This window comes from Streptomyces sp. NPDC057654, assembly GCF_042800135.1.
Taxonomy (GTDB): domain Bacteria; phylum Actinomycetota; class Actinomycetes; order Streptomycetales; family Streptomycetaceae; genus Streptomyces.
Genome location: NZ_JBHVHQ010000011.1, coordinates 1 through 23,316, shown reverse-complemented (window position 1 = coordinate 23,316; position 23,316 = coordinate 1). Strand labels below are relative to the sequence as shown.

Annotated in this window: 20 protein-coding genes and 1 pseudogene; 14 read left to right on the top strand and 7 right to left on the bottom strand. The window is 70.1% G+C overall.

Features of this window, described 5'->3' with window-relative positions:
* Positions 1 to 40 precede the first annotated feature (40 nt).
* Entirely contained in the window at positions 41 to 442 is a 402-nt protein-coding gene (locus ACFU99_RS02195) for an ACT domain-containing protein (RefSeq protein WP_384384488.1), read from the bottom strand.
* Positions 443 to 517: 75 nt separating this feature from the next.
* On the opposite strand from ACFU99_RS02195, the gene ACFU99_RS02190 reads away from it, so the two are divergent.
* On the top strand, positions 518 to 1,423 hold the full coding sequence (locus tag ACFU99_RS02190) for a LysR family transcriptional regulator (protein ID WP_384384486.1): 906 nt from the start codon (positions 518 to 520) through the stop codon (positions 1,421 to 1,423).
* An 18-nt stretch (positions 1,424 to 1,441) separates the two neighbouring features.
* Here ACFU99_RS02190 and ACFU99_RS02185 read toward each other — a convergent pair whose 3' ends face one another.
* The 4 genes from ACFU99_RS02185 to ACFU99_RS02170 form a co-directional block, all read right to left on the bottom strand.
* On the bottom strand, positions 1,442 to 1,570 hold the full coding sequence (locus ACFU99_RS02185) for a hypothetical protein (RefSeq protein WP_384384483.1): 129 nt from the start codon (positions 1,568 to 1,570) through the stop codon (positions 1,442 to 1,444).
* A gap of 35 nt (positions 1,571 to 1,605) precedes the next feature.
* On the bottom strand, positions 1,606 to 2,055 hold the full coding sequence (locus ACFU99_RS02180; RefSeq protein WP_384384481.1) for a nuclear transport factor 2 family protein: 450 nt from the start codon (positions 2,053 to 2,055) through the stop codon (positions 1,606 to 1,608).
* A gap of 109 nt (positions 2,056 to 2,164) precedes the next feature.
* Positions 2,165 to 3,802, bottom strand: coding sequence for an AMP-binding protein (locus ACFU99_RS02175; RefSeq protein WP_384384478.1), 1,638 nt, complete (start codon positions 3,800 to 3,802; stop codon positions 2,165 to 2,167).
* A 19-nt stretch (positions 3,803 to 3,821) separates the two neighbouring features.
* Entirely contained in the window at positions 3,822 to 4,706 is an 885-nt protein-coding gene (locus tag ACFU99_RS02170; protein WP_384384475.1) for a hypothetical protein, read from the bottom strand.
* Positions 4,707 to 5,240: 534 nt separating this feature from the next.
* On the opposite strand from ACFU99_RS02170, the gene ACFU99_RS02165 reads away from it, so the two are divergent.
* Entirely contained in the window at positions 5,241 to 5,366 is a 126-nt protein-coding gene (locus ACFU99_RS02165; RefSeq protein WP_384384513.1) for a hypothetical protein, read from the top strand.
* A gap of 706 nt (positions 5,367 to 6,072) precedes the next feature.
* On the opposite strand, the gene ACFU99_RS02160 is transcribed toward ACFU99_RS02165, so the two are convergent.
* Together ACFU99_RS02160 and ACFU99_RS02155 are read right to left on the bottom strand one after the other, a co-directional pair.
* On the bottom strand, positions 6,073 to 6,630 hold the full coding sequence (locus ACFU99_RS02160) for an NADase-type glycan-binding domain-containing protein (protein ID WP_384384472.1): 558 nt from the start codon (positions 6,628 to 6,630) through the stop codon (positions 6,073 to 6,075).
* 574 nt (positions 6,631 to 7,204) lie between these two features.
* Entirely contained in the window at positions 7,205 to 7,654 is a 450-nt protein-coding gene (locus ACFU99_RS02155; protein WP_384384469.1) for a hypothetical protein, read from the bottom strand.
* Positions 7,655 to 8,336: 682 nt separating this feature from the next.
* Between ACFU99_RS02155 and asnB the strand changes: the two genes are divergently transcribed.
* The 12 genes and pseudogenes from asnB to ACFU99_RS02095 all read left to right on the top strand — a co-directional run.
* Positions 8,337 to 10,178, top strand: a complete 1,842-nt coding sequence (gene asnB, locus ACFU99_RS02150) for an asparagine synthase (glutamine-hydrolyzing) (RefSeq protein ID WP_384384466.1) — start codon at positions 8,337 to 8,339, stop codon at positions 10,176 to 10,178.
* 61 nt (positions 10,179 to 10,239) lie between these two features.
* Positions 10,240 to 10,701, top strand: coding sequence for a PPC domain-containing DNA-binding protein (locus ACFU99_RS02145; protein ID WP_384384464.1), 462 nt, complete (start codon positions 10,240 to 10,242; stop codon positions 10,699 to 10,701).
* Between the two features lie 5 nt (positions 10,702 to 10,706).
* Complete coding sequence (locus ACFU99_RS02140) at positions 10,707 to 11,900, top strand: cytochrome P450 (RefSeq protein WP_384384462.1); 1,194 nt, start codon at positions 10,707 to 10,709, stop codon at positions 11,898 to 11,900.
* A 19-nt stretch (positions 11,901 to 11,919) separates the two neighbouring features.
* Positions 11,920 to 12,594 (top strand): DUF6875 domain-containing protein, encoded by a 675-nt coding sequence (locus tag ACFU99_RS02135; RefSeq protein ID WP_384384459.1) that lies wholly within the window; start codon positions 11,920 to 11,922, stop codon positions 12,592 to 12,594.
* Positions 12,591 to 13,343, top strand: a complete 753-nt coding sequence (locus ACFU99_RS02130) for an SDR family oxidoreductase (RefSeq protein ID WP_384384456.1) — start codon at positions 12,591 to 12,593, stop codon at positions 13,341 to 13,343. Before ACFU99_RS02135 ends, ACFU99_RS02130 begins: the two co-directional genes overlap by 4 nt.
* Before the next feature lie 77 nt (positions 13,344 to 13,420).
* Entirely contained in the window at positions 13,421 to 14,122 is a 702-nt protein-coding gene (locus tag ACFU99_RS02125; RefSeq protein ID WP_384384453.1) for a hypothetical protein, read from the top strand.
* Entirely contained in the window at positions 14,122 to 15,531 is a 1,410-nt protein-coding gene (locus tag ACFU99_RS02120; protein ID WP_384384451.1) for an FAD-binding oxidoreductase, read from the top strand. The genes ACFU99_RS02125 and ACFU99_RS02120 overlap by 1 nt, the downstream gene beginning before the upstream one ends.
* Before the next feature lie 85 nt (positions 15,532 to 15,616).
* Positions 15,617 to 17,263, top strand: a complete 1,647-nt coding sequence (locus ACFU99_RS02115) for a tryptophan halogenase family protein (RefSeq protein ID WP_384384449.1) — start codon at positions 15,617 to 15,619, stop codon at positions 17,261 to 17,263.
* Positions 17,260 to 17,779 (top strand): annotated as a pseudogene (locus ACFU99_RS02110) (flavin reductase family protein). The gene ACFU99_RS02115 and the pseudogene ACFU99_RS02110 overlap by 4 nt, the downstream one beginning before the upstream one ends.
* A complete protein-coding gene (locus ACFU99_RS02105; protein WP_384384445.1) occupies positions 17,764 to 18,900 on the top strand; it encodes an aminotransferase class I/II-fold pyridoxal phosphate-dependent enzyme in 1,137 nt (378 codons plus the stop codon). The pseudogene ACFU99_RS02110 and the gene ACFU99_RS02105 overlap by 16 nt, the downstream one beginning before the upstream one ends.
* A 678-nt stretch (positions 18,901 to 19,578) precedes the next feature.
* On the top strand, positions 19,579 to 20,412 hold the full coding sequence (locus ACFU99_RS02100; RefSeq protein WP_384384443.1) for a DUF418 domain-containing protein: 834 nt from the start codon (positions 19,579 to 19,581) through the stop codon (positions 20,410 to 20,412).
* Positions 20,413 to 20,677: 265 nt separating this feature from the next.
* Positions 20,678 to 23,316, top strand: a 2,639-nt coding sequence (locus tag ACFU99_RS02095) for an amino acid adenylation domain-containing protein (protein ID WP_384384440.1), incomplete at its 3' end; no start/stop codon positions are given.

Sequence of the window (23,316 nt, the reverse complement as noted above, 5' to 3'; positions counted from 1 at the left end):
CCCTCGACGAGCGGCTGTACCCAGCATCGTTCCTACCGTCTCAGACGGACCGGCGCGCGAGGTCCTCCAGTACCGCGACCGCCTGAGCGGCCTGCTCGTAGGGCACGAACAGGTGGTCGTGGTGGAAACCGGCGACCACGTTGCAGCTCAGACCCGAATCGGCGAGTTCCCGCGCCACGGCGGCGGTCAGACCAACCGCCTCAAGCGCCGAATGGACCCGCAGCGTGATCCAGCCCGCCACGTACTCATACGCCACCCCCGCCGCATCCGCCTCTTGCTGGGACAGGACCAGAGTCAGCCCTTCCCGTTCGGCGACGGTGACGACCGGGGTCACGCCCGGCGGTACGACACCATCGTCGACAGCGGCGAACACATAACAGCCCGCGTTCAGCTCAGGCCGCATGCCGGCCAGCAGTTTTTGCAGATCACTTTCACCAGACATGGTCATCACCCTATGCGCAACCTACGAATGGTCCGCGTTTTCGATACACGGCCGACGCGGATGCATACTGTGCGCATGCCGCACAGTGATCTTGGGCTGTTGCACGAACTGCGTGCTCTCTCCATCCTCCTTGAGGAGCGAAATGTGACCCGGGCCGCCGGGCTTTTCCACCTGAGCCAGTCGTCCATGAGCCGCACATTGCAGCGGCTGCGCGCGCTGTTCGGAGACGAGCTTCTGGTCCGGTCCGGCGGCGACTACGAGTTGACCCCTCGGGCGCGGGAAATGCAGCGCGAACTCGCCCTGCTCCTGCCGCGGCTGGAGAGTCTCGTGGCCGGCCGGGGCTTCGACCCCTCCACGGCGACCGGGATCGTGCGCGTCATCGGCACCGACTACACCACCTCGACGCTGGGGCCGCACCTGCTGCCCCGGCTGCTCCTGGCCGCGCCCGAACTGGAAGTCCGTATCGAACCGCGGGACGAGGACTCGTACGCGGACCTCGAACGAGGCCGGGCCGACATCGCACTGTCCGTGCTCCGCCCCGCCACACGGCTGCGGTGGGAGCGATTGTTCACCGACGACATCGTCTGCGTCGTGGACCGCGACCACCAGGTGCGGGATCGCTTCTCACTGGCCGACTACGTCGTCGCCCGCCACGCGGTGGTCACGCTGCTGCACCAGGAACAACCCATGATCGAACGGTGGCTCCAGACGCTCGGCCACAGCAGGAGGGCCGCGGTGCGGGTGCCGCACTTCAGCTCGGCGTTCGACGTCCTGCCCGGTACGGCTCTCGTGGCGACGATCCCGCGACGGCTCGCGGAACCGCGGGCGGCCACCGATCCGCGGGTGCGGTTGGTCGAGGCGCCGGAAGAGTTCGACGCGTTCCCGTACGGGATGATCTGGCACGCGCGGCTGGATTCCGACCCGATGCACTCCTGGCTGCGCGACACGATCCGCGCGGCGGCCCAGGACCTGACCGGCTGACGGCCGCGCGTACCGGCCTCACAGCGGTTTGTCGATCGTGCTCGGCGGGTCGTGGACGCGGATCCCGGCCGCGTTGGACACGGCGTCGCCGATCGCCGCGGCGGAGGCGACCGGACCGGTCTCGCCCTCGGGCGAAGAGGAACCCAAGTCCGTCGTGGGCGCCCACCGCCCGGGAACAGGGGTCAGTGTGTGTTTCCGGGAACGTCGCCGAACCCCTTTGTCCAGTTCCGTTCCTGGCTTCGCCGGGAAATCCGCCAGCCCGCCGGTGTGCGGGTGTATTCGTCGATATACCACATGCCCAGCAACGCGATCTGTGGATCGCCGTCCTCGGTCGGGAAGCCGAGCGCGTTCAGGCACATCACCCGTCCCGTCGCGCGGTCGCCGTCGAAGTGGATCTCCGGGTTGGCGATCAGGTGCTGACACGCGGCGAGCTGCGCCATGCTCGACGCGAGGAACTCCTTCATCTCGGCGCGGCTGCCCGCGATAGCACCGAATGCCGTGTAGTCTATATGGGCGTCCTCGGTGAATATCCGGTCCAGCGCGTCGAAGTCCTTGCGGTCGATCGCGGTCGCATAAGCCACCAGCATCTCCTGGATCTCCATCCGGTCGGAAATCTCTTGAATGTCGAGCACTTGTCCTCCAGAGACGTTGGATGGTTCGAAAAAGGCCGTGCGGCGGCCTCGACGTCGCGGAAACTGCGGCAGCCCGGAAAAGCGCTGTATCCGGGACATGGCGCCGTCGTCATAGTTCCTGGAGCCCGGCGTGGCCGGCTTCCTCGCGGAGCAGGTGTTTTCGGACTTTCCCGGAGTCGGTGAGGGGCAGTTCGGTGGTCCGGAGCCAGCGCACCGGTGTCTTGTGGGGAGCCAGCCGTGCGCGGCAGAAGTCGTGCAGCTCCGTCGCCGTGGGCGGTTGGCCGGGCTCGGCGGGTACGAGCACGGCGGCGACGATTTCGCCCCAGGCGGGGTCCGGCAGGCCGATGACGGCGACGTCGCGCACCTTCGGGTGGGTGAACAGGACCTGCTCGATGTCGGTGGCGTAGATGTTCTCCCCGCCCCGGATGATCATGTCCTTGAGCCGTCCGGTGACCGTGAGGTATCCGCGTTCGTCGAGGCTGCCCAGGTCGCCGGTGTGCACCCAGCCCGCCTGGTCGATGGTCTCGGCGGTGCGCTCGGGCAGTTCGAAATAGCCGAGCATGGCTTGGTAACCACGGGCGCATATCTCCCCGGGCCGCCCGACCGGCATGATGCACCCGGTCCTCGGATCGCGGATGGCGACCTCGACCCGCGGCAGCGGACGGCCGGCGGTGGCGGCTTTGTCCTCGGGCGAATCGTCGGGGCTGGTCTGGGTGAGCACGGGGGAGAGTTCGGTCTGGCCGTAGACAGAGGTGAACCGGGCTCCGAAGCCGTCCTCGACGCGACGGACCAGCCCTGGCGGGACGGGGCTGCCGCCGGAGAGCACCCGCGACAGGTGCGCCAGGTCGAACTGCTCGAATCCGGGATGGTTCAGCAGCGCGATGAGCATCGTCGGGACCCCGCCGAGCATGTCCGCCCGGTGGTCCTGGGCCGCGGTGAGCACGAGCGCGGGGTCGAACAGCTGACACAGGACGTAGGAAGCCCGTCGGTGGGCGCTGCCGAGCACCCCCATGGCGCAGCCGGCCGTGTGGAACAGCGGCGCGGCGGACGCCAGAGTGCCCCGCTCGGGCAGTCGCGCCCGGTCGATCATGAACTTAGCGTTGGCCACCAGCCCGCGATGGTGCAGCAACGCTCCCTTGGGGAACCCGGTGGTGCCGGAGGTGTACTGGATCTGGGCGGCCTCACCAGGGCGTACCTCCGGCAGCGGTCCGCTGCCCTGATGGGCGCGCACGGTCGTCCGCCAATCCGCGAAACAGACGGTCGTTCTGAGTTCCGGGAGCCCGTGCACGGCGTCCCGGGCGATCGCGGTCATGTCACTGCCGCGGAACGCCGCGGTGTGGAAGAGCCCGGCCGAGCGGGATTGCTCAAGCACATAGCGCAGTTCCGCGGCGCGCAGCGCCGGGTTGGCGGTCACCACCACCAGACCGGCCAAGGCCGCACCGTACTGGAGAATGATCCATTCGGGGATGTTGGGAGCCCATATGGTGATCCGCTCGCCCGGGGAGAACCGCTCCAGCAACCAGTGCGCGCACTGCTCGGCCTCCGCCAGCAGTTGCCGGTAGGTCCACCGGCGGTCGGTGCGTTCGGCGCCGGACGGCGACAGGCTGTCCGGCGGTGCGACCTCGACCAGGGCGGTCTGGGACCCGGCCTCCCGCGCGGCCTCCCGCAACAGGTCTCCGGCAGTCAGCTCCACGACCGGCGCGCCGGTGTCGGCAGGCCAGTACGACTCCGTCAAGACTTTCGGCATGATTCGTGAGCTCCCTGCACTAGGCGTTCGAAGCGGACGGAGCCGCGTGCGTGAGCGCGGCGCCGGGGAGCGTACCGCGTGGTGCGGTGGCGTCCGCCGTCCCCAGGCAGCGTCCGCTGTGGAACAGTCCCAGTTCGTAGTGGACGGAGTGCTCGTCGTGTCCGCCGACGGCGATCCCGACGTCGTAGGCGCGGGGGTAGTGGACCTCGCCGAGGTAGTTCACCTGGTAGCGCCAGGGGAGGAACCGCGGGAGCTTCCTGGCGGAGCCGTCTCCCAGCAGGCCGTGTGCATGAGTTGCGATCGCCTCGTCGTACCAGCCGAGCTGGGCGATGTAGTTGACGTGCAGGTTGTGATCGACGTCCCCCACGCGCGCGTGGACGGTCGCGGCGGCCGGGTAGTACTGCCGATCGAGGCGGCGCGGATCGGGTCTCGCCGCAGTCGCCATGCCTGTTTCCGGCAGTCGCAGTTCCCCGAGATCGGCGAGCAGTTCGTCCGGCAAGGGGATCGTCTTGGACTCGTCCGCGAGCACCATGGTGCCCTCGGCCGTGGCGACGAGCTGCCCGTCGGCGAACATTCCCTGACCGTAGGCGTACGAGGACCGCCCGATCGCGCGGATGCCGGTACCTATCCGGACGGTCTCGCCATTCTCGCCGAATGCCGTCCGCCGTTCGACACGCTGACCGACGAAGAGGAAACGGAACGGCCCGAATCCGCCTTCGGCCACGAGCTTGTCGAAGCGCGCGAAGCGCAGACCGGCCAGGGGATGCTCGAACATGCGCGACAGCGCCACCATGCTCGTCGCGCCGTCCGGCGCGAGGTCGCCGAACCGCCGCATCACCTGCCGCCGGTCGGGAAAGTCCGCCTCGGCCGGGGGCGCGGCGGCGGGCTGTAGGTCGATGGTCAACAACGTGCCTTTCGTTACTTTCGAGAGGGGTGCCAGGCCACGGGCCGGGACCGCGGCCCGTAGGCCGGCGCGCGGCCCCGGAAAGCAGGGGGCAGCGCCAGGCCCGGCGAAACGCACCCCGGAGGATTGCCGCAGCAACGCCGGAAGCGTCAGCCGCGGTTCGACACGAGCCGACGCCGTCCGGTGGCCGCCGCAGCCGCAGCGCCGGCCAGGCTGCGCAGGCCACGCCCGGTGACGGTCTCGTGCCGCGTCACGCAGGCCAGCATCCACCGCCGACCGGGTCGTCGCCAACGCACGTCGCGGATCGCCCACATGCACCCGGCGCATGACACGGGAGAACGGTGACGCTGTACTTGTCGGGACTTTGCGCCGGTTGACCAAGGGGCGAAGCCGCGGCGGTGGGCCGCGGCGCCGAAAGACGGGTTCCACGTGCTGCGGCACACCTGTGCCTTGATCCCGCTGGAGGCGGGTGAGTCGGTACGCTCCCGAAGTCGACCGTCGATTATTAGGCTAGACAGCCATGGAGCCTGGAAAGTGCTAGAGAAAGTCACCGCCACCCGCTACATCACGCCCCTGCGTGAGGGCGGGTCGCTGCCGGGGCTCGTCGAGGCCGACGACCTGGGTGCATATGTCATGAAGTCGTCCAAGTGCCGGCGCTGACCAGCGCCGATGGGGCTGAATCTGTCTCTGAACTGCGGAAACGATTCTTTCGGCGTCTTTCGGCACGGTACTGCGTCACGTAGTCGATTCTCCCCGCACACTCCCCAGCGCCGTCCATACTCCCCAGATTCTCCCCAGGAAGTGTCGGTGCAGCGGGCTGTGATGGTACGGAGGTGAGCCCATCGGAGGCGCTGCTCAGGGCACGCTGAGTGGCCACCGTACGGCGGGTAAGGGCTGGCTCTACGCCTACGACGACGCCCTGCCGGCTTGCTCCGATGGGGCGTCCCAGCTCTTCGATCTCGACAAGCCGAACGCCTGGGCGGCGTCCCTCGATGCTCGCGGTTCCGCTCCAGGTGGCGCGGATGTGCTCGGGGCTGAACGTGGCGTGATCCGTTTCGCTGCTCTGGCTGGGCATTCCTGTCAGCAGTGCCTTTCGGGCTTGGTTGCGTCCGGCGGCGGGGAAGCGGGGAGAGGCGATGGACTGCCAATAGTCCGAAGAGTCACCGGTTTCGGTAACCGGCCATCTGGCGGTTCACGACCGCCTCTGCTTCTGACCTGCGGTGACGGGGGGAATCGCCCGATGAGAAGGCGGGGCGGTCCGCCCCTGGTCCGGATCTTGGCCGGTCGCCCCCGCGGGTGGGGGAGGCCTTCCTCCAGTCCCACATGGCACAGGTAGGACCGGACAGTCCAGGGGTAGGATGCCCGGTCAGCTCCGCTTGAAGAACTCGATTTCGGCCAGGGCGATATGGCGCCCCGGACTCATCCCCGCCGTCGACCGGATGATGAGCTGGACCGTGGCGACGTCGCTGATGCCCATCTGAATGGTCTGCGGATCGGGCTTGTCGTCGAGGGCGATCGCCTTGTGGGCCTTCTGCCCCTTTGACGTGATCGTGACGAGGTCGAGAGTGATGGGCCGCGCCTCGCTGCGGTACACCTGGGGATCCGTCGATGCTCCACTGGTGATGTCGAGATCCACCAGACGTACCGGCGTCCGGAAGGTGAATGTCAACGAGTCACCGACCGCCGGGGCGCCCCCGTACCTGTTGTTGAAGCCGTCTATGGCGTTTCCCGCCGGGTGACCGGGCACCTCGGTGCTCGCGGTGACCTCCACCCGGCGATGGAACGGCCAGCGGGTGCGCCACCACGGCAGCGGTGCCACCGGATCCGGCACATCGAGCGCTGCGGCGCAGCGTCGGCAGAACATGCGGCCGGGCTGGTTCGGCGTGGCGCATACCGGGCAGGGCGGACCGTCCGCCTCGCGCACCTCGGAGGGTCGTACGACGGGCCGCGCCGCCAGGGGCCTCGCGGGCTGGACGGCGGTGATGGGGGCGGCATCGGCAGAGCCCGGCCGCGGCGGGGGCGAAGGCGTTGGCTGCCCGGGTGCGGCCGGGTCCGACCGCGACAGTGATGCGGGCTGGGCGGCATCGGTGACGGTCTCCGCGTGTTCCACGGACGCGGTGCCACCGACGGTGAACACCTCGGCCTCGCGGACCGTCGGCGACTCGGAGTAGAACGGCTGCGTGGGGCAGGTAGCGCCACTGGCGGCCGGTCCGGCCCTGGTGCAGCAGCACGTTGACGATCTCGCATCTCGCATCTCGCGCATTGCGTACTGGCTCTCGTGCCCGCTGGTCGAGGGATGCCTCGCCTTTCACACGGTGAGAGCCGGGCCGGGTTGGCTCCTGGGCTTCGTCCGGCAGGTCGCTTGGGCACGGCTCGCGTCGGCCCACGCCCGCGGCGCCTGGACATGGACCGGACGCCACTGCACGGACCTCAGTGGAGGTTCTGCGAGGTTCAGCGGCCCTGGTAGCGCTGAAGGTGGGGTGCCCGGTTCGAGGGCTTCACCATCGGCGGAGAACGCAGTGCGCCGTGCGGGTGGGGTGGTGGGTGCTGGGCGCCCTCGTGTGAACGAGTTGCTCGTCCCCGGGCGTGCGGGGCAGGGGTGAGCAGCGCGCGATCAGGTGCAGGGGGTGTTGGGTGTCGTCGGCGTCGCCGTAGGCGGGGCCGGAGGCGAGGTCGTCGATGTCGCAGGGTTCCCTGGACGGGTAGGGGATGACGGCGCGTTCGGCGGCTGCGGCTTCCTGCTGGGCGAGGCTGGTGTGCCAGTCGGTGTAGGTGGTGGTGAGCAGACGGTCGATGGGGTTGGTGCCGGTCGGTGGTGCGGTGCAGTAGATGTGGTTGATGAGGCCGGTGGCGTCGGCGGGTGCGGCCAGGCGCCAGGGGGTGCCGGTCTCCCGGTGGAGTGCGTGCCAGGTGGCCAGGACTCCGGCGAGGCAGACCGGAGGGCTCAAGCGGCGGCCGGCGAGTAAGCGGCGCGGTCTCGCTCACAAGGTCCCCGCGGGGCGGCTGAAGAACCGCGGCAGCGGTCCTCCGCTCCAGGGGGATCGGAGAGCACAAGCCATGCCACGTCTTACTGAGTCACCAGAATTACCGGCCGCACCTCAGGGAAAGGAGGGGTGAGTTCTTGATATAGAGGTGCGGTTTACGCGATTGCGTGTCGTGACAAAATTCGGCAACCACGTCGCGATCGGCAGTGACTCGGTGACAGTATCCCTGAATCAATCCCGTATCACCGGTGACGTACTCCCTGCGGAGATCTTTGCCCGATTGGGTTCCATGGATGCCCGACTCTTGTGGGAGTCGGGCGTAGTATCTGCCGGACGGCGGCACGGCAGTGCCCGAACCACGCTGATGAGCGCCCGTTCTGCGGTCCCCAAGTCATACGTCGCGGCGGGTCGGAATTACGTCGGGAAGGGATCTGTGACTACCTTCACTTTCGGGCTCAAAGGCGATTCGGCGGGGTATGGTGTGGCACATGCCTTGCACACCTTCCAAGGTGTGCAAGGGGTTGGCCATCGGAATTCTGCGTTCCGCTCGACAGCGGTCATGTGCACCTGCGGATAAATGAATCACACGCGCATTCTCCGCCCCGGTGGCGATGCGTTGTAGCTCAAGCAGACGAATGGACGCCGTATGTGCGGCATTGCCGGCTGGATCGATTTCGAACGAGATCTGTGTACGGAGCGGGCCGTCGTGTCCGCCATGACAGAGACGCTCGCCCCGCGCGGCCCCGACGACGCGGGGATCTGGCTGGCGCCCCACGCGGCCCTGGGCCACCGGCGCCTCGCCGTGATCGACATCGAGGGCGGCCGTCAGCCCATGACCGCCGAAGCCGGGTCCGAGGGCGAGGCCGGAGCCGGGGCCGTACTCACCTACAGCGGAGAGGTCTACAACTTCCGCGAGCTGCGCGCGCAGTTGGAAGCCAAGGGGCACCGCTTCCGCACCCGCAGCGACACCGAAGTGGTCCTGCGCGGCTACCTGGAGTGGGGCGAAGGCGTAGCCGACCGGCTCAACGGCATGTACGCCTTCGCGGTCTGGGACGCCCGTACCGAAGAGCTCCTGCTCGTACGCGACCGGATGGGCGTCAAGCCGCTCTTCTACTGCCTGCTGCCCGGCGGAGGGCTGCTGTTCGGCTCCGAGCCGAAGGCGATCCTGGCGCACCCGAGGGCCCCGCGGACGGTCGGCGCCGACGGCCTGCGCGAGATCCTCACCATCGTCCAGACCCCCGAGAGCTCCCTCTACCAGGGCCTGCACGAGGTGCGGCCGGGCCAGCTGGTGCGCATCGGGCGCGACGGACTGAGCAAGCGGCGCTACTGGCGGTTGGAGGCCCGCGAGCACACCGACGATCTCGACACCACCATCGGGACCGTGCGCGAGCTGCTGGCGGACATCGTCGAGCGGCAGTTGGTGGCGGACGTACCGCTGTGCAGCCTGCTCTCCGGCGGCCTCGACTCCAGCGCGATCACCGCCCTGGCGGTCGGCCACGGAGACCTGCGCTCGTTCGCCGTGGACTTCGCCGGCCTCGCCGACCACTTCGAGGATGACGGGATGCGCGGCTCGCCCGACGGGCCGTACGTCCGCGACGTCGTACGGCACCTGCGGCCCGCTCACACCGACATCGTCCTGGAGACGGCCGGGCTCGCGGAGCCGCGGCTCCGCGCCGAGCTGGTGCGGGCGTGGGAGTACCCGCAGTTCAGCGGGGACATGAACACCTCGCTCCACCTGTTGTTCCGGGCCATCCGGGAGCACTCGACCGTGGCCCTGTCGGGGGAGTCGGCCGACGAGGTGTTCGGCGGCTACGCCTGGTTCCACCTGCCCGAGGCCGTGGCCGCCCCCACCTTCCCCTGGCTCGTCTTCGTGATGCGGCGGCAGCGCCCCGACGACCTCTTCGACCCGGCGCTGCGCAAGCAGCTCGACGTCGTCTCCTACGAACGCGACCGCTACCAGGAGGCGCTGGCCGAGGTGCCGCACATATCCGGGGCGGACGCGCGCGAGCGGCGCATGCGGGAGGTCTCCTATCTGCATCTGACCCGGTTCGTGACCATGCTGCTCGACCGCAAGGACCGCCTGAGCATGGCGCACGGCCTGGAGGTGCGGGTGCCGTTCTGCGACCACCGCCTGGTGGAGTACGTCTTCAACGCGCCCTGGTCGATGAAGACGTTCGACGGGCGGGAGAAGAGCCTGCTGCGCGCGGCCGTCAGCGATCTGCTGCCGGTCTCGGTCCTTGAGCGCCGCAAGAGCCCCTACCCGGCCACCCAGGACCCCGCCTACGGCCTCGACCTACGGACCAACCTCGCCGAGCTGATCGCCGAGGGCACCGCTCCGGTACTGCCGCTGCTCGACCAGCGGGCCGTCAAGGCGCTGCTCGCCACCCCGCCCGAGGCGACATCGTCCACCTTGACCCGCATCAGCCTGGAGATGGTCCTGGACCTCAACGCCTGGCTCCAGTCCCAGGCGCTGCGCGTCGACCTGTAGCACCATTCGCTGCCACGGAAGTCTCCAAACCTTCAAAACCCTCAACGGGAGTGCACTGACCATGCGTACCCATGAGCTGAAAACCGGAAGGACCTTCGGGGTCAACTTCGACCACGGCGAGGCGTTCCTGCCGACCCTGGCCGGCTTCTGCAAGGACAACGGCATCCGCCAGGGCTACGTGCCGATGTTCCTCGCCGCCTTCGCCGAGACCGAGATCGCGGGCACCTGCCAGCGCGTGGCGGACCCCGAGGCGCCCGTACGGCTGCCCGTACACCTGGAGAAGGTCGAAGCGATGGGCTGCGGCACCTTCTCCTACGACCCGGACCGGGACGAGATCGTGCCGCACGTCCACGTCACCGTCGGTCTGAAGCAACAGGCGGCCCTCGCCTACTCAAGTCACCTGATATCGGCCATGGTTCAATACCTCACCGAGATGCTCGTCGTCGAGGTCCTCGCCCCCGAGATGCGCCGCCCGGTCCACACCGAGCTGTGGGACGTACCGCTCCTGACCTTCGAGGACTGAGCGCCATGGCACCTGAAGCCTTTCCCTTTCCCGACGAGCCCCTCGGGGAAGTGCCCCGCAGCTGCGCGTGGCGGCGCACCCAAGACCCGCTGGGCGAGGCCGTGCTGCCCAGCGGCGATGCCGTGCGCGTCGCGGTGTGCTTCGGCGATGTCGAGGCCGTACTCACCGACCCCCGCTTCAGCCGCGATCTGAACCGTCCCGGCTCGCCGCGGCTCCAGCCCGACGCGGACATGTCCGAGGACCGCGACACCCTCATCAACCTCGACCCGCCCCGCCACACCCGGCTGCGCCGGATCCTCTTCCAGGCGTTCTCCGTCCGCGGCAGCGAGCGATGGCGGCCGCGCGTCCGCGAGATCGTGTGGGAGCTCGTCGACGACATGACGGCCGCCGGGCCGCACGGCGACCTGATGGCGGTCCTCGCGCGACCGCTCCCGATCCGAGTGATCGCGGAGATCCTCGGGGTCGCCGACGCCGACCTCGATAAATTCCGGCACTGGGCCGAGGCGGCCATGACCATCGGTCCCGAGCGCGCGGCCGAACGCGCCCAAGGGCGCGAGGAGTTCTACGCCTACCTGCGGGAGCTCGTCGCACGCCACCGTCGCGAGCCCGGCACCGACCTCCTCGACACCATGATCACCGCACGCGACGGCGACGACCGCCTCACCGAGGCCGAGCTGATCGACACCAGCCGCTCGCTGCTGCTCGCCGGGCACGAGACCACCATGACCACCATCGGGCGCGGGGTGTTCACCCTGCTGCGCCACCGCGAGCAGTACGAGCAGTTGGTGGCCGAACCCGCGCTGGTCCCGGCGGCCGTCGAGGAGATCCTGCGCCACGACTTCCCCGCCGACGTGGGCTTCCTGCGGGTGGCCACCGAAGACGTCGACCTGCCCTCCGGCCCCGTACGCAAGGGGGAGGGCGTGATGCCGCTGATCTCCTCCGCCCACCGCGACGACGCGCGGTTCGCGGACGCGGACCGGTTCGACATCCACCGGACGATGCCCGGAGGACACCTCGGCTTCGGCAAAGGACCGCACTACTGCCTCGGCGCCCAACTGGCGCGCGTACAACTGCAAGAAGCCTTCGGCGCCCTCGTGCGCGAACTGCCCGGCCTCGACCTGGCCGTGCCCGCGGACGAGGTGCCATGGAAGCCCGGCATGATGACCCACGCCCTGGCTCGACTGCCCATCACCTGGTGACCGACCAAACGGGGCTCCTATGAACACGACCGCAGCACCGCATCCGCTCTACCGCTCGGACGACCTCGCCCGGCTGACCCGCGACCTGCCCGTCATCCGGCGCGTCGCCGCCTGGTGCGAGGAATTCCTCTGCCGGCCGCACCCCGACCTCGGCCGCGGCGGCTCCGTCTGTCCGTACATGCCGCGCGCCCTGGCGATGAACCGGATCGCCTTCACCGTGGTCCGCACCCGAGGCCGAGCACAGGACGACATCGACGAGACCATCGCCGCGTACCGGGAGGTCTTCCTGGAGACGGAACCGACCACGGGGGCCGCCGCCCTGGACAAGGCGACCCTGGTGATCCTGCCCGACGTCGCCGACGAGGACGCGGCCGTCGTCGTCGACGAGACCCACCGCAGGCTCAAGGGCGACTTCGTCGCCTCCGGACTCATGATCGGCAAGTTCCATCCGCGCAGCGCCCAGGGCGGCCTGCACAACCCCGGCTTCCGGCCGCTGCGCAGCCCGGTCCCGCTGCTCGCCATCCGCCACATGGTCGACTCCGACCTGCCCTTCCTGAACCGCGTCGACGACCCCGTGCCCGACCGGGTCAAGTTCCTTCAGGCGTACGAGCAGAGGTTCGAGGGCGCGCAGACGTCGCCGTGGTCCGAGCGGGGCCGCGCCGCGCTCGGCGAGATCCGGGGGGAGGAGCGATGACGACCCCTGCCCAGCGCAAGGTCGCGATCGTGGCCGGCGGCACCCGCGGCATCGGCGCGGCCGTCTCGCGCCGCCTGGCCGACGGTGGAGCCGACCTCGTCGTCGGATACGCCCGCGACGACGTGGCCGCCGACGAACTCGTACGCGGCGTCGAGAAGACCACGGCCGCCCGTGCCGTCGCGGTGCGCGGCGACATCAGCCGGCCGGAAGCCGTGGCCGCGCTGTTCACGGCGGCCGAGGAGAGCTATGGCGGCGTGGACGTCGTCGTAGGTTGCGCGGGCGCCCATGCCCGCCGGCGCGGTCCGCTGGCGGAGACGGACGACGAGGACGTACGCCGTGTGGTGGACGTCAATCTCTTCGGCGCCTGCCATCTGCTGCGGGCCGCGGCCCGGCACGTACGGCCCGGCGGGCGCGTCCTCGCCTTCTCCAGCTCGGCCGTCGCCCTCGGGGTGCCCGGCCAGGCCCTGTACAACGCGAGCAAGGCGGCCGTCGAGGTGCTGACCCGCCAACTCGCCAAGGAACTGGCCGGCCGCGACATCACCGTGAACGCGATCGCCCCCGGCCCGACCGGCACGGAACTGTTTCTGCGCGGCAGAAGCGCCGCGGAGATCGAGACCCTGGCACGTCAGGTCCCGCTCGGCCGGATCGGCCGCCCCGAAGACATCGCCGACGTGGTGGCGTTCCTCGTCGGCCCGCAGGGCGGCTGGATCAACGGGCAGGTCATCCGGGCCAACGGCGGGATCGTCTGAGGACCCGCCCACCGCCCGCCCCACACGCACACCGTTTCGCGAACACCACCCCCCGTACCACCGAAAGGAGCGCCGCCATGCCCGAAACAGGGACGGCGCACGTACAGACAGCACCGGCCGCAGGGCTCCCACCGCAGACCGACGACCCCTTTTCCCGCGCCGAGGCCATGGTCGCGGACGTAGACGTCTTCGCCGAGTTCGTCGCCGACGCCATCGCCGAGTACCGCATGGGCCTGGACTCGGTGGCCGCGGGCGGCTCGCGCCTGCACCGGCCCAACAGCTTCGGCCTCCTCGGCGGCACCCTGGAGGACGATGCGCTCGTGGTCCGCCGCGTCGCCTTCGCGGACAACGTACGCGCGGTCGACGAGGCGCCGCTGGAGGAGTTCCGGCAGAACATCGTGCCCCGATTCGGCAAGCAGTACGACGACGGCGAGCGAGGGTTCTGGGCCGACTCGCGCCAGGTCCTGCGCGTGTCCCGTGAGTTCGACGCGGCCGGCCTGGAGCTGCTCGGCTCGGTCCATATGCACCCGGACTGGCACCGGGTGGGCCCGCCGCACGAGCGCGGCACGGAACACCTCAGCGAGAACCCCAGCCGCATGGACGAGTACCTCTTCCGCAACGCCGGCTGGCCGCTGAATGTCATCTGCTACCTGGAGAGCAGGGGACGCGGCGGCGTCACGCACACCTACGCCGCCTGGCGCTCGCCCGCGGCGGACGGGGCCAAGGCCGTGCAGATGCCCATCAGGTTCTTCGCCCGCGGCTACGAAGGCACGGCCTGATGGGGACGTACCCGGACACCATCGGCATAGTGGTCACCCCCGGCGACGCGCGCTACGACACGGCGCGGCACCTGTGGAACGCGCGCTTCGACTACCGCCCCCGAGCCGTCGTCTACCCGCGGAACGCCGAGGAGACGGCCGCCGCGCTCACGTACGTACGAGACCAGGGCATCCCGTTCCGGATCCGCTCAGGCGGCCACAACAGCGAGGGCTTCAGCGGACTGGACGACGGCGCCGTCATCGACGTGTCGCGCCTGGGAGCCCTGGCCGTCAGCGGCGACCGCACCCGCGCCGACCTGGGACCCGGGGTCCTGCTCGGCGAGGCGTACGACGCACTGTGGTCGCTCGGCGGCACGATCCCGGCGGGCGTCTGCCCCGACATCCGCATCGGCGGCCATGTGCTCGGCGGCGGCATCGGCATGCTGGTGCGCTCCCGCGGCCTGCTCATCGACCACCTCCTCGGACTCACCCTCGTCGACGCGCACGGCCAGATCCTCGACGTCGACGCGGAACGCCACCCGGACCTGCTGTGGGCCTCGCGCGGGGGAGGGGGCGGGAACTTCGGGATCGTCACCTCCTACTCCTTCGCGATGCGTCCCATCTCCGAGGTGACGCTGTTCCTGCTGGAGTGGGGCGCGCGCGACGGCATCGCGGCGCTCGACGCCTGGCAGCACTGGATCCGCGACGCGGACCCACGGGTGAACGCCCGCTTCAACCTGTTCCCCGCCTCGGCCGACAGGGCCCTCACCACCGGCCTGTTCGAGGGGGCGAGTGAGGAACTGACGCAATTGTTACGGCCGTTGACGGATGCGTGCCCGCCGCGGACCACGTCCGCACGCACCCTGCCGTACGGAGACAGCATCGGCACCTGGACGGAACAAGTGTCCTCCATCCGCGCCAAATTCACCCCGGCGCTCGCCGCCGAGCCGCTAGGCGCCGAGGCGCTGCACATCCTGGAGCGCCGCCACGACAAGGCGCCGCCCGGAGTCAAGACCGGTATCTACGGCCTGGGCGGCGCGGTCCTGTCCGACGTGCCGCCCGAACACTCCGCTTTCGCACACCGGGGAGCCTCCCTGTGCGTGGAGTACCTCGGCCACTGGAGCGACCCGCAGGCCGACGCCGAGCATCTGGGCTGGCTGTCCGGGACCCGCGAGGACATGCTGCCCTTCATGACCGGCGGGGCCTATGTCAACAGCCCCGACCGCGATCTGACCAACTGGCCGCACGCCTACTACGGGGAGCATCTGCCGCGCCTGATGGAGGTCAAGCGGCGGTACGACCCCGACGGCGTCTTCGCGTTCGAGCAGAGCATCCCCGCCTCCCTCTCCCCGGCGGCGGCCCGCGCCGCGGGGCTGCCCGCCACGACCGTCGCCGACCTGCGTGCCCGCGGTCTGCTGACGGCCCGATGACCCGGCGCGCTTCGCGCGTCCCCCTACGACTGCCCGCGTACCCCTACGACTGCCCGTAGACATCTCCGAGCGAGGACACCGGATCATGGACACACGTATGGACGACCGCCCGCGCAACGGCGAAGCCGACCGGAACGAGGACGACCGGATCAGGAAGATCGTCATCCTCGGCGGCGGCACCGCCGGCTGGATGACCGCGGCCTACCTCGGCAAGGCCCTCCAGAGCACCGTGAAGATCACGGTCCTGGAGGCCCCGAGCATCCCGCGCATCGGCGTCGGCGAGGCCACCATCCCCAACCTGCAACGCGCCTTCTTCGACTACCTCGGCATCGCCGAGGAGGACTGGATGCGCCAGTGCAACGCCAGCTACAAGATCGCCGTCAAGTTCATCAACTGGTGTACCCCCGGCGGCGGCAGCCCCCAGCCGCGCATGACCGACGGGCGCCCGGACGCCTTCCACCACCCCTTCGGGCTGCTGCCGTCCGCCGACCAGATCCCGCTGTCCCACTACTGGGCGGCCAAGAGGCTGCGCGGTGAGACCACCGAACCGTACGACCACGCCTGCTTCACCGACACGGCGATCATGGACGCTCGGAAGGCCCCCCGCTGGCTCGACATGCGCCGCGCCGCCCACAACTACGCCTGGCACTTCGACGCTCAGCTCGTCGCCGCGTTCCTGCGCGACTTCGCGGTCACCAAGCAGGCCATCGGGCATGTCGAGGACGAGATGACCGGAGTCCTCACCGACGAGCGCGGCTTCATCACGGCACTGCGCACCAAGAGTGGGCGGCTGCTCGACGGCGACCTGTTCGTCGACTGCTCGGGCTTCCGCGGACTGCTCATCAACCAGGCCATGGCCGAGCCGTTCGTGGACATGAGCGACCACCTGCTGTGCGACAGCGCGGTGGCCACCGCCATCCCGCACGACGACGCGACGTACGGCGTCGAACCGTACACCTCCTCCATCGCCATGCCCGCCGGCTGGACCTGGAAGATCCCGATGCTCGGCCGGTTCGGCAGCGGCTATGTCTTCTCCAGCCGCTTCGCCGATCACGACGAGGCCGCTGAGCAGTTCTCCCGGCTGTGGGGGCTAGACCCGAAGGGCACCGACTTCAACCGCATCCGCTTCCGCGTCGGCCGCAACCGCAGGGCCTGGGTGCGCAACTGCGTCAGCATCGGCCTGTCGTCCTGCTTCGTCGAGCCCCTGGAGTCCAGCGGCATCTACTTCATCTACGCCGCCATCCACATGCTCGCCAAGCACTTCCCCGACCGCACCTTCGATCCCGTGCTCGTCGACCGGTTCAACCGCGAGATCCGGGAGATGTTCGACGACACCCGCGACTTCCTCCAGGCCCACTACTACTTCTCGCCGCGCGTGGACACCCCGTTCTGGCGGGCCAACAAGGAGCTGCGCCTCGCCGACGGCATCAAGGACAAGGCCGAGACCTACCGGGCCGGACTGCCGGTGAATCTGCCGATCAGCGACGAGGGCACGTACTACGGGAACTTCGAGGCGGAGTTCCGCAACTTCTGGACCAACGGCAGCTACTACTGCATCTTCGCCGGACTCGGCATGCTGCCCCGCCATCCGCTGCCCTCGCTCGCCCATAAACCCGAATCCCGCGCCCGCGCCGAGCTGCTGTTCGCCGACATCAAGCACAAGCAGCACGACTGGGTACGGACGTTGCCCTCCACGTACGAGTTACTGCGCCAGCTGCACGGTGTCGCATGAACGGCACCACCGAGGCACACCGCAGCGTCACCGTCCTGACGCACCAACGGCGCTTCCGCGACCTGATGAGCGCCTTCCCGACCGGCGTCGCGGTCGTGACCAGCCTGGACACCGGGGGGCAGCCGCGCGGCATGACCTGCTCCTCGCTCACCAGCGTCACCCTGCGCCCGCCCACGCTGCTCGTCAGCCTGCGCGGCGACAGCACCACGCTGGCCGCGGTGACCGCACACGGCGGCTTCGCCGTCAACCTCCTCAACAGCGGCGCGCAGCACGTCGCCGAGCTGTTCTCCGGCCCTGCCCCCCGACCGCTTCGCGCGGGTGAACTGGCGGCCGTCCCCCGCGGGGCTGCCGCATCTGACGGACGACGCGCACGCCGTCGCCGACTGCCGCGTCATCGAACTGCTCGACATCGGCGACCACACCCTGGTCATCGGCGAAGTCGGCGCCATAGGCCGCAGCGACGGCACCCCGCTCCTGTACGGACTCCGCCGCTTCGCGGCATGGCCGCACCAGTGACCTATCTGATGAGGACGCTCATGACGACGAGGCATGTCCCACCCGTCCCACCAGCCGACCGTACGGCGCAGCTCGCCCGACTGCCGGGCTACCGCGCGACCGACCCGACGACGAAGGGCGCGGACGGCTTGCTGGACCTGTCCAACAACGAACTCATGCTGCCCCCGCTCCCGGCGGTTGCGGAGTCGCTGCGCCGCAGCGGCGACCGCGTCAACCTGTATCCGGACCCCACGGCCCGTACGCTGCGGCAGGCCGTGTCCCGGCACTTCGCCAAGGATCCCGACGAGGTCGTCGTCGGCCCCGGCAGCGGCGCGGTCCTTCAGCAGCTGCTGCTCGCGCTGTGCGGCCCCGGAGACGAAGTCCTCTACCCCTGGCCGGGATTCGACGCCTACCCCTTCCTGATCGCGACGGCTGGGGCCCAGGGCGCGCCGATCCCTCTGACCGCCTCCGGCGAGCACGACCTCGCCGCGTTCGCCGCGGCGGTCACCTCCCGCACCCGCATGATCATCCTCTGCACCCCGCACAACCCCACCGGCCGCCGCCTCCCACGAGCCACGCTGACGCGGTTCCTCGCGTCCCTCCCGCCGCAGGTCGTGGTCGTCGTCGACCAGGCGTACACCGAGTTCGACGAGGAAGAGGAACGCGACGGCCTCCTCCCGGAGCGAGCAGGCCCCCGGACCGTCCTGCTCCGCACCTTCTCCAAGGCATACGGCCTCGCGGGCCTGCGAGCGGGCTACGCCTTCGCAGCCGCCGACCTCGCCGCCCCGGCCCGAAAGACTTTCCTTCCGTTCTCCGTCACCCACGCCGCCGAACACGCCGCGCGGATCTCCCTGGAACACCCCGGGCAGCTCGCCGCCCGCATGCGAGCGGTCCGTGCCGAACGCACCCGGCTGTACGAGGCGCTGCGCGCCGAGGGCCTCGCGCCACTGCCGTCGTACGCGAATTTCGTATGGCTGCCGCTGGGCGGCACGGCAGCGGAGGACTTCGCCGACGCGGCGCTGGCGGCCGGGGTGCGGGTGCGCGCCTTCCCGGGCGAGGGCGTACGCATCTCGGTGGGCGGGGAGGAGGCCCACCGGCGCGTGCTCGCCGCCGCTCGGCGGTTCCGTACGGGCGGTGGGTGACCTGACCACAGGGGCTTGGGTGTGTTTCCCACGCCGTACTGCATACGCGTCGAGGCCCCGATCGCGCCGACCGAATCGACTGCTGGAACCTTCCAGGTGATGGTGCCCACTGGCCTGGTGCGAGGTCGACGCCGGCGGCCGGCGTCGCCTTGTGATTCTTGCCCCGAACGAAAGGTGCGATGGTCGTCCCTGCGGGAGGCTCTGTAGAGAGCGAGATGATGCGCATCCGTTGTATTGCGTACGCATTGTCAACAGTTTTTTATGAACGGCAGTTAATATTCGTCGGCCAGTGAGAATTATTCACCTGACTGCTATCTGAGCCCCTGCGCGTCGGACTAAACTGGTGTGAGTAGTAGTCGGAGCGCGGGGAGTTGGCGAGGAGGATGGCTACCTGAGAGGAAACAGGTTGATCTACCTCGGCGACTCGACCGGATTCATATGAGGAATGGGGGAATTTTGCGTACGAGGACGACAGTAAGCGCCGTGTTGGTCACGGCTGTGTTCGGTGCGGTTTTGATTGGGGCCGGAGCGGCGAGTGCTCAGGACAACGAGGTACATGGCGCTGCGGTATCCAGTGAGGCTCGTGCAACCGATGGGCAAACTGGTAATCGCGCTTCTACTGGTGTGCTGATACCCGATGCGACAGCCATTGAGTACGGCCTCTGAACGTCAGGATGTGTGCTATCGGCAGCGTTCACAAGCGCGGTCTCCAGCAACGTCTCGGTGATCAACACCTCCAGAAACACCGTGGTGCACACGGTCAATGCCGGCACCGCGCCGTGGAAGGTCGCCTTCACCCCCAACGGGGACGACGCCGACGTAAGCCATGACGGCAACAACGGCATCGTGACGGTCAGCGGCACCGACGGGCTGGTCGGGCTGCTGTTCACCGGCGACTATCCCGTGCTGAGCTGGGCGCCGTTCGTGATCGCGGGGATGGCGGTGGCCCGGCTCGACCTGAAGACTGCGGCGGTCCGCACCCGGCTGCTGCTGATCGGCGCCGCCCTGGCCATCGCCGGGTACGGGTTGTCCTGGCTCGCGCTCGGGCTGTTTCCCGGGGCGCGTACGTCCATCTCCGCTGTCACGGACGGCGCGTCGCCGCTGAACGCCTGGTGGTCGGATACCGGGGGCGACCCGACCGCGAACGTTCCCGCCTGGCTGCTGGTCGCGGCCCCGCACAGCGAGACGACGCTGTCCATCGTCGGGAACACGGGCGTGGCGCTGGCCGTTCTCGCCTGCTGCTGCACGGTCGTGGAGCGGCACCGCCGGTTGCGCGGGCTCCTCTTCCCGGTCACCGCGGTCGGGTCCATGTCCCTGACCGCGTATGTGGCCAACATCCTCGGCATCCGCGCCGCGGGCATCGAGGACGTGCCCGGCTCGCCCCTGTGGGTTCTCCTCGCCTTCGCCGTGACCATCATGGTGCTGGCCGTGGCCTGGCGGCGGCACTTCCGCCGCGGCCCTCTGGAATATTTGCTCACCTTGGCCACCAAGCCGGCCGGATACATCAGGTAGCCGAAGGGGCGGCGGCGCGCGGCTGCTACGGCATCCGTGGACGAAAACAGTGCACCGCATATGTCAAGGCTTTCCCACGGCATGGTCAGTCCGCGGGAATGCGGAAGGTGATTGACCAGCCTGAAGGGTCCGGAACTCCGGGCGGGCGTGATGTTCGATTTGCGGAATATTGGCACCGAAATGTGAACCCACCGCAGATGAATTCCCTCTCCAGGGGCGGCTGTCCAAGGACACCCATTTCGTCCGCGACGAACAAAGGCTGCCGATGCCCCCGCCTCTTCTCGGAAATGTGTACGACCCCGCGGAATCCGAACCGCCGCCCTTCGCGCCGGCCGACGGCGGCGCCGTCTACCGGAGTGCTCCCGCCGCGCCGCCGCGCACCCTGCTCGATGTCCTGGACGCCACCGCGGCCCGCCACCCCGACGCCCTCGCCCTCGACACGGGCGACGCGGAACTCGACTACCGCACGCTGTGCGCCGAGTCCGGCCGACGGGCACGGGCTCTGCTCCGGCTCGGCATCGGGCCCGGCGACCGGGTCGGGGTCCGTATCCCTTCCGGAACCGCCGAGCTCTACCTGTCCGTGCTGGCCGTACTGCGCAGCGGCGCCGCCTACGTGCCCGTCGACGCGGACGACCCCGAGCAGCGGGCGGCGCGGGTGTTCCAGGAGGCGGGGGTGTGCGCGGTGCTGGGGAAACCGGTCCGCGGCATGGACGCGCGCCGTCCGACGGGCAGCGCCTCGCCCCCGCGCCCGGAGGACGACGCCTGGGTCATCTTCACGTCCGGTTCGACCGGCACGCCCAAGGGGGTGGCGGTGTCGCACCGTTCGGCGGCGGCCTTCGTCGATGCCGAGGCCCGGCTGTTCCTGAACGGACAGGACCGGCCGCTCGGTCCGGGCGACCGGGTGCTGGCAGGTCTCTCCGTCGCCTTCGACGCCTCGTGCGAGGAGATGTGGCTCGCCTGGCGGCACGGCGCCTGCCTGGTGCCCGCGCCGCGGCAGCTGGTGCGGGCGGGCCACGAACTCGGCCCGTGGCTCGTCGACCGGGGCATCACGGTGATCTCCACGGTGCCGACGCTCGCCGCCCTGTGGCCGGACGAGACGCTCGCCCGGGTACGGCTGCTCATCATGGGCGGGGAGGCATGCCCGCCGGCGCTCGTGCGGCGGTTCGCGACGCCCGGCCGGGAGATGTGGAACACCTACGGGCCGACCGAGACGACGGTCGTGGCCTGCGCCGAACGGCTGCTGCCAGGCCGCCCGGTGGGCATCGGACTCCCGCTCGCGGGCTGGGAACTGGCCGTCGTGGACGCTGCCGGAAGGCCCGTCCCCTACGGCCGCGAGGGGGAGTTGGTGATCGCGGGAGCGGGCGTCGCCCGGTACCTGGACCCGGCCAGGGAAGCCGGACGCTTCGGCCCCTCGTCCGCGTTGGGCACGGAGCGCGCCTACCGCACTGGCGATCTTGTACGGGCGGAGCCCACGGGCCTGGTCTACGTGGGCCGGGCCGACGACCAGGTGAAGATCGGCGGACGGCGGATCGAACTGGGGGAGATCGACGCCGTACTGAACGGTCTGGACGGAGTGCGCGCTGCGGCGGCGGCCGTCCGGACCACCCCGGCGGGAGGACACGTCCTGGTCGGTTACGTGGTGACGGACGCGCCCTCCGACGACGGCGACGGCACGGCGGACTTCGATCCCGGGCGGGCCCGCGCCGTACTGGCGGACCGGCTGCCCGCCGCCCTGGTGCCGGTGCTGGCGCAAGTGGCCGAACTGCCCACGCGCACCTCGGGGAAGGTGGACCGGGACGCCCTGCCCTGGCCGTCGCCCCCGGCAGCGGGGGCGGCTCGGACCGTCGGGCGACAGTCCCCGCCGCACGGTACGGCCGACCGTCTCGCCGACCGCTGGCAACAGCTGCTGGGCATCCGGCCCGACGCGGACAGCGACTTCTTCGCCCTCGGCGGCGGCAGCCTGAGCGCCGCCGCACTCGCCTCCGAACTGCGCGCCGAGCACCCCGGCCTCTCCGTCGCCGACCTCTACCGGCATCCCGTACTGCGTGACATGGCCGCGTTCATGGACACCCTCGGCCGGACACCGCACGCGAAGCCGGCCGGTGAGCGGGCCACCGCGCCGGTCCGAGCGGTTCCCTTCCGCACCGGCACGGCGCAACTGTGCGTCCAGAGCGCCCTGTACGGCGTCGCCGGGCTGCGCGGCCTGGTCGGTCTGGCCGCCGCCGACAACGTGCTCGGGCTGCTCGCACCGCACGCCTGGGCCCCGCACACCTCGTGGTGGCTGGTGGTCCTGGGCTGGCTGGTGCTGCTGAGCGCCCCGGCCCGGCTCGCCCTCGGCGCGCTCGGCGCCCGCGCGCTGACGCGGTCCGTGCGGCCGGGCGCGTACCCGCGCGGCGGCCGGGTCCACCTGCGACTGTGGGCCGCCGAACGGACGGTGGCGGCCTTCGGGGTGCCGGCCCTGCTGGGAACGCCGTGGGCCCCGTGGTACGCGCGGGCGCTGGGCTGCCGGGTGGGCCGCGACGTGGCCCTCCACGCGATGCCGCCGGTGACCGGCCTCGCCGAGCTGGGCGACGGGGCGAGCGTGGAGCCCGAGGCAGATCTCGCCGGCTGGTGGCTGGACGGCGACACCCTGCGCATCGGCCCCGTGCGGGTCGGCGCGGGCGCGCGGATCGGCCACCGCGCCATGCTGCTGCCCGGCGCCGAAGTGGGCCGGGACGCCGAACTGGCGCCCGGGGGCTGCCTGGACGGCGCGGTGCCGGACGGCCGTCGCTGGTCCGGCTCGCCCGCCCGGCCCGCCGAGGAGCCCGCCCATAGGGCGGGTGACGGCTGGCCCGCACCGTGCCCGGACCGCTCCCGCCGCTGGGCCGCCGCCTACGCGCTGTCCCTGGCCGGGCTGCCGTTGCT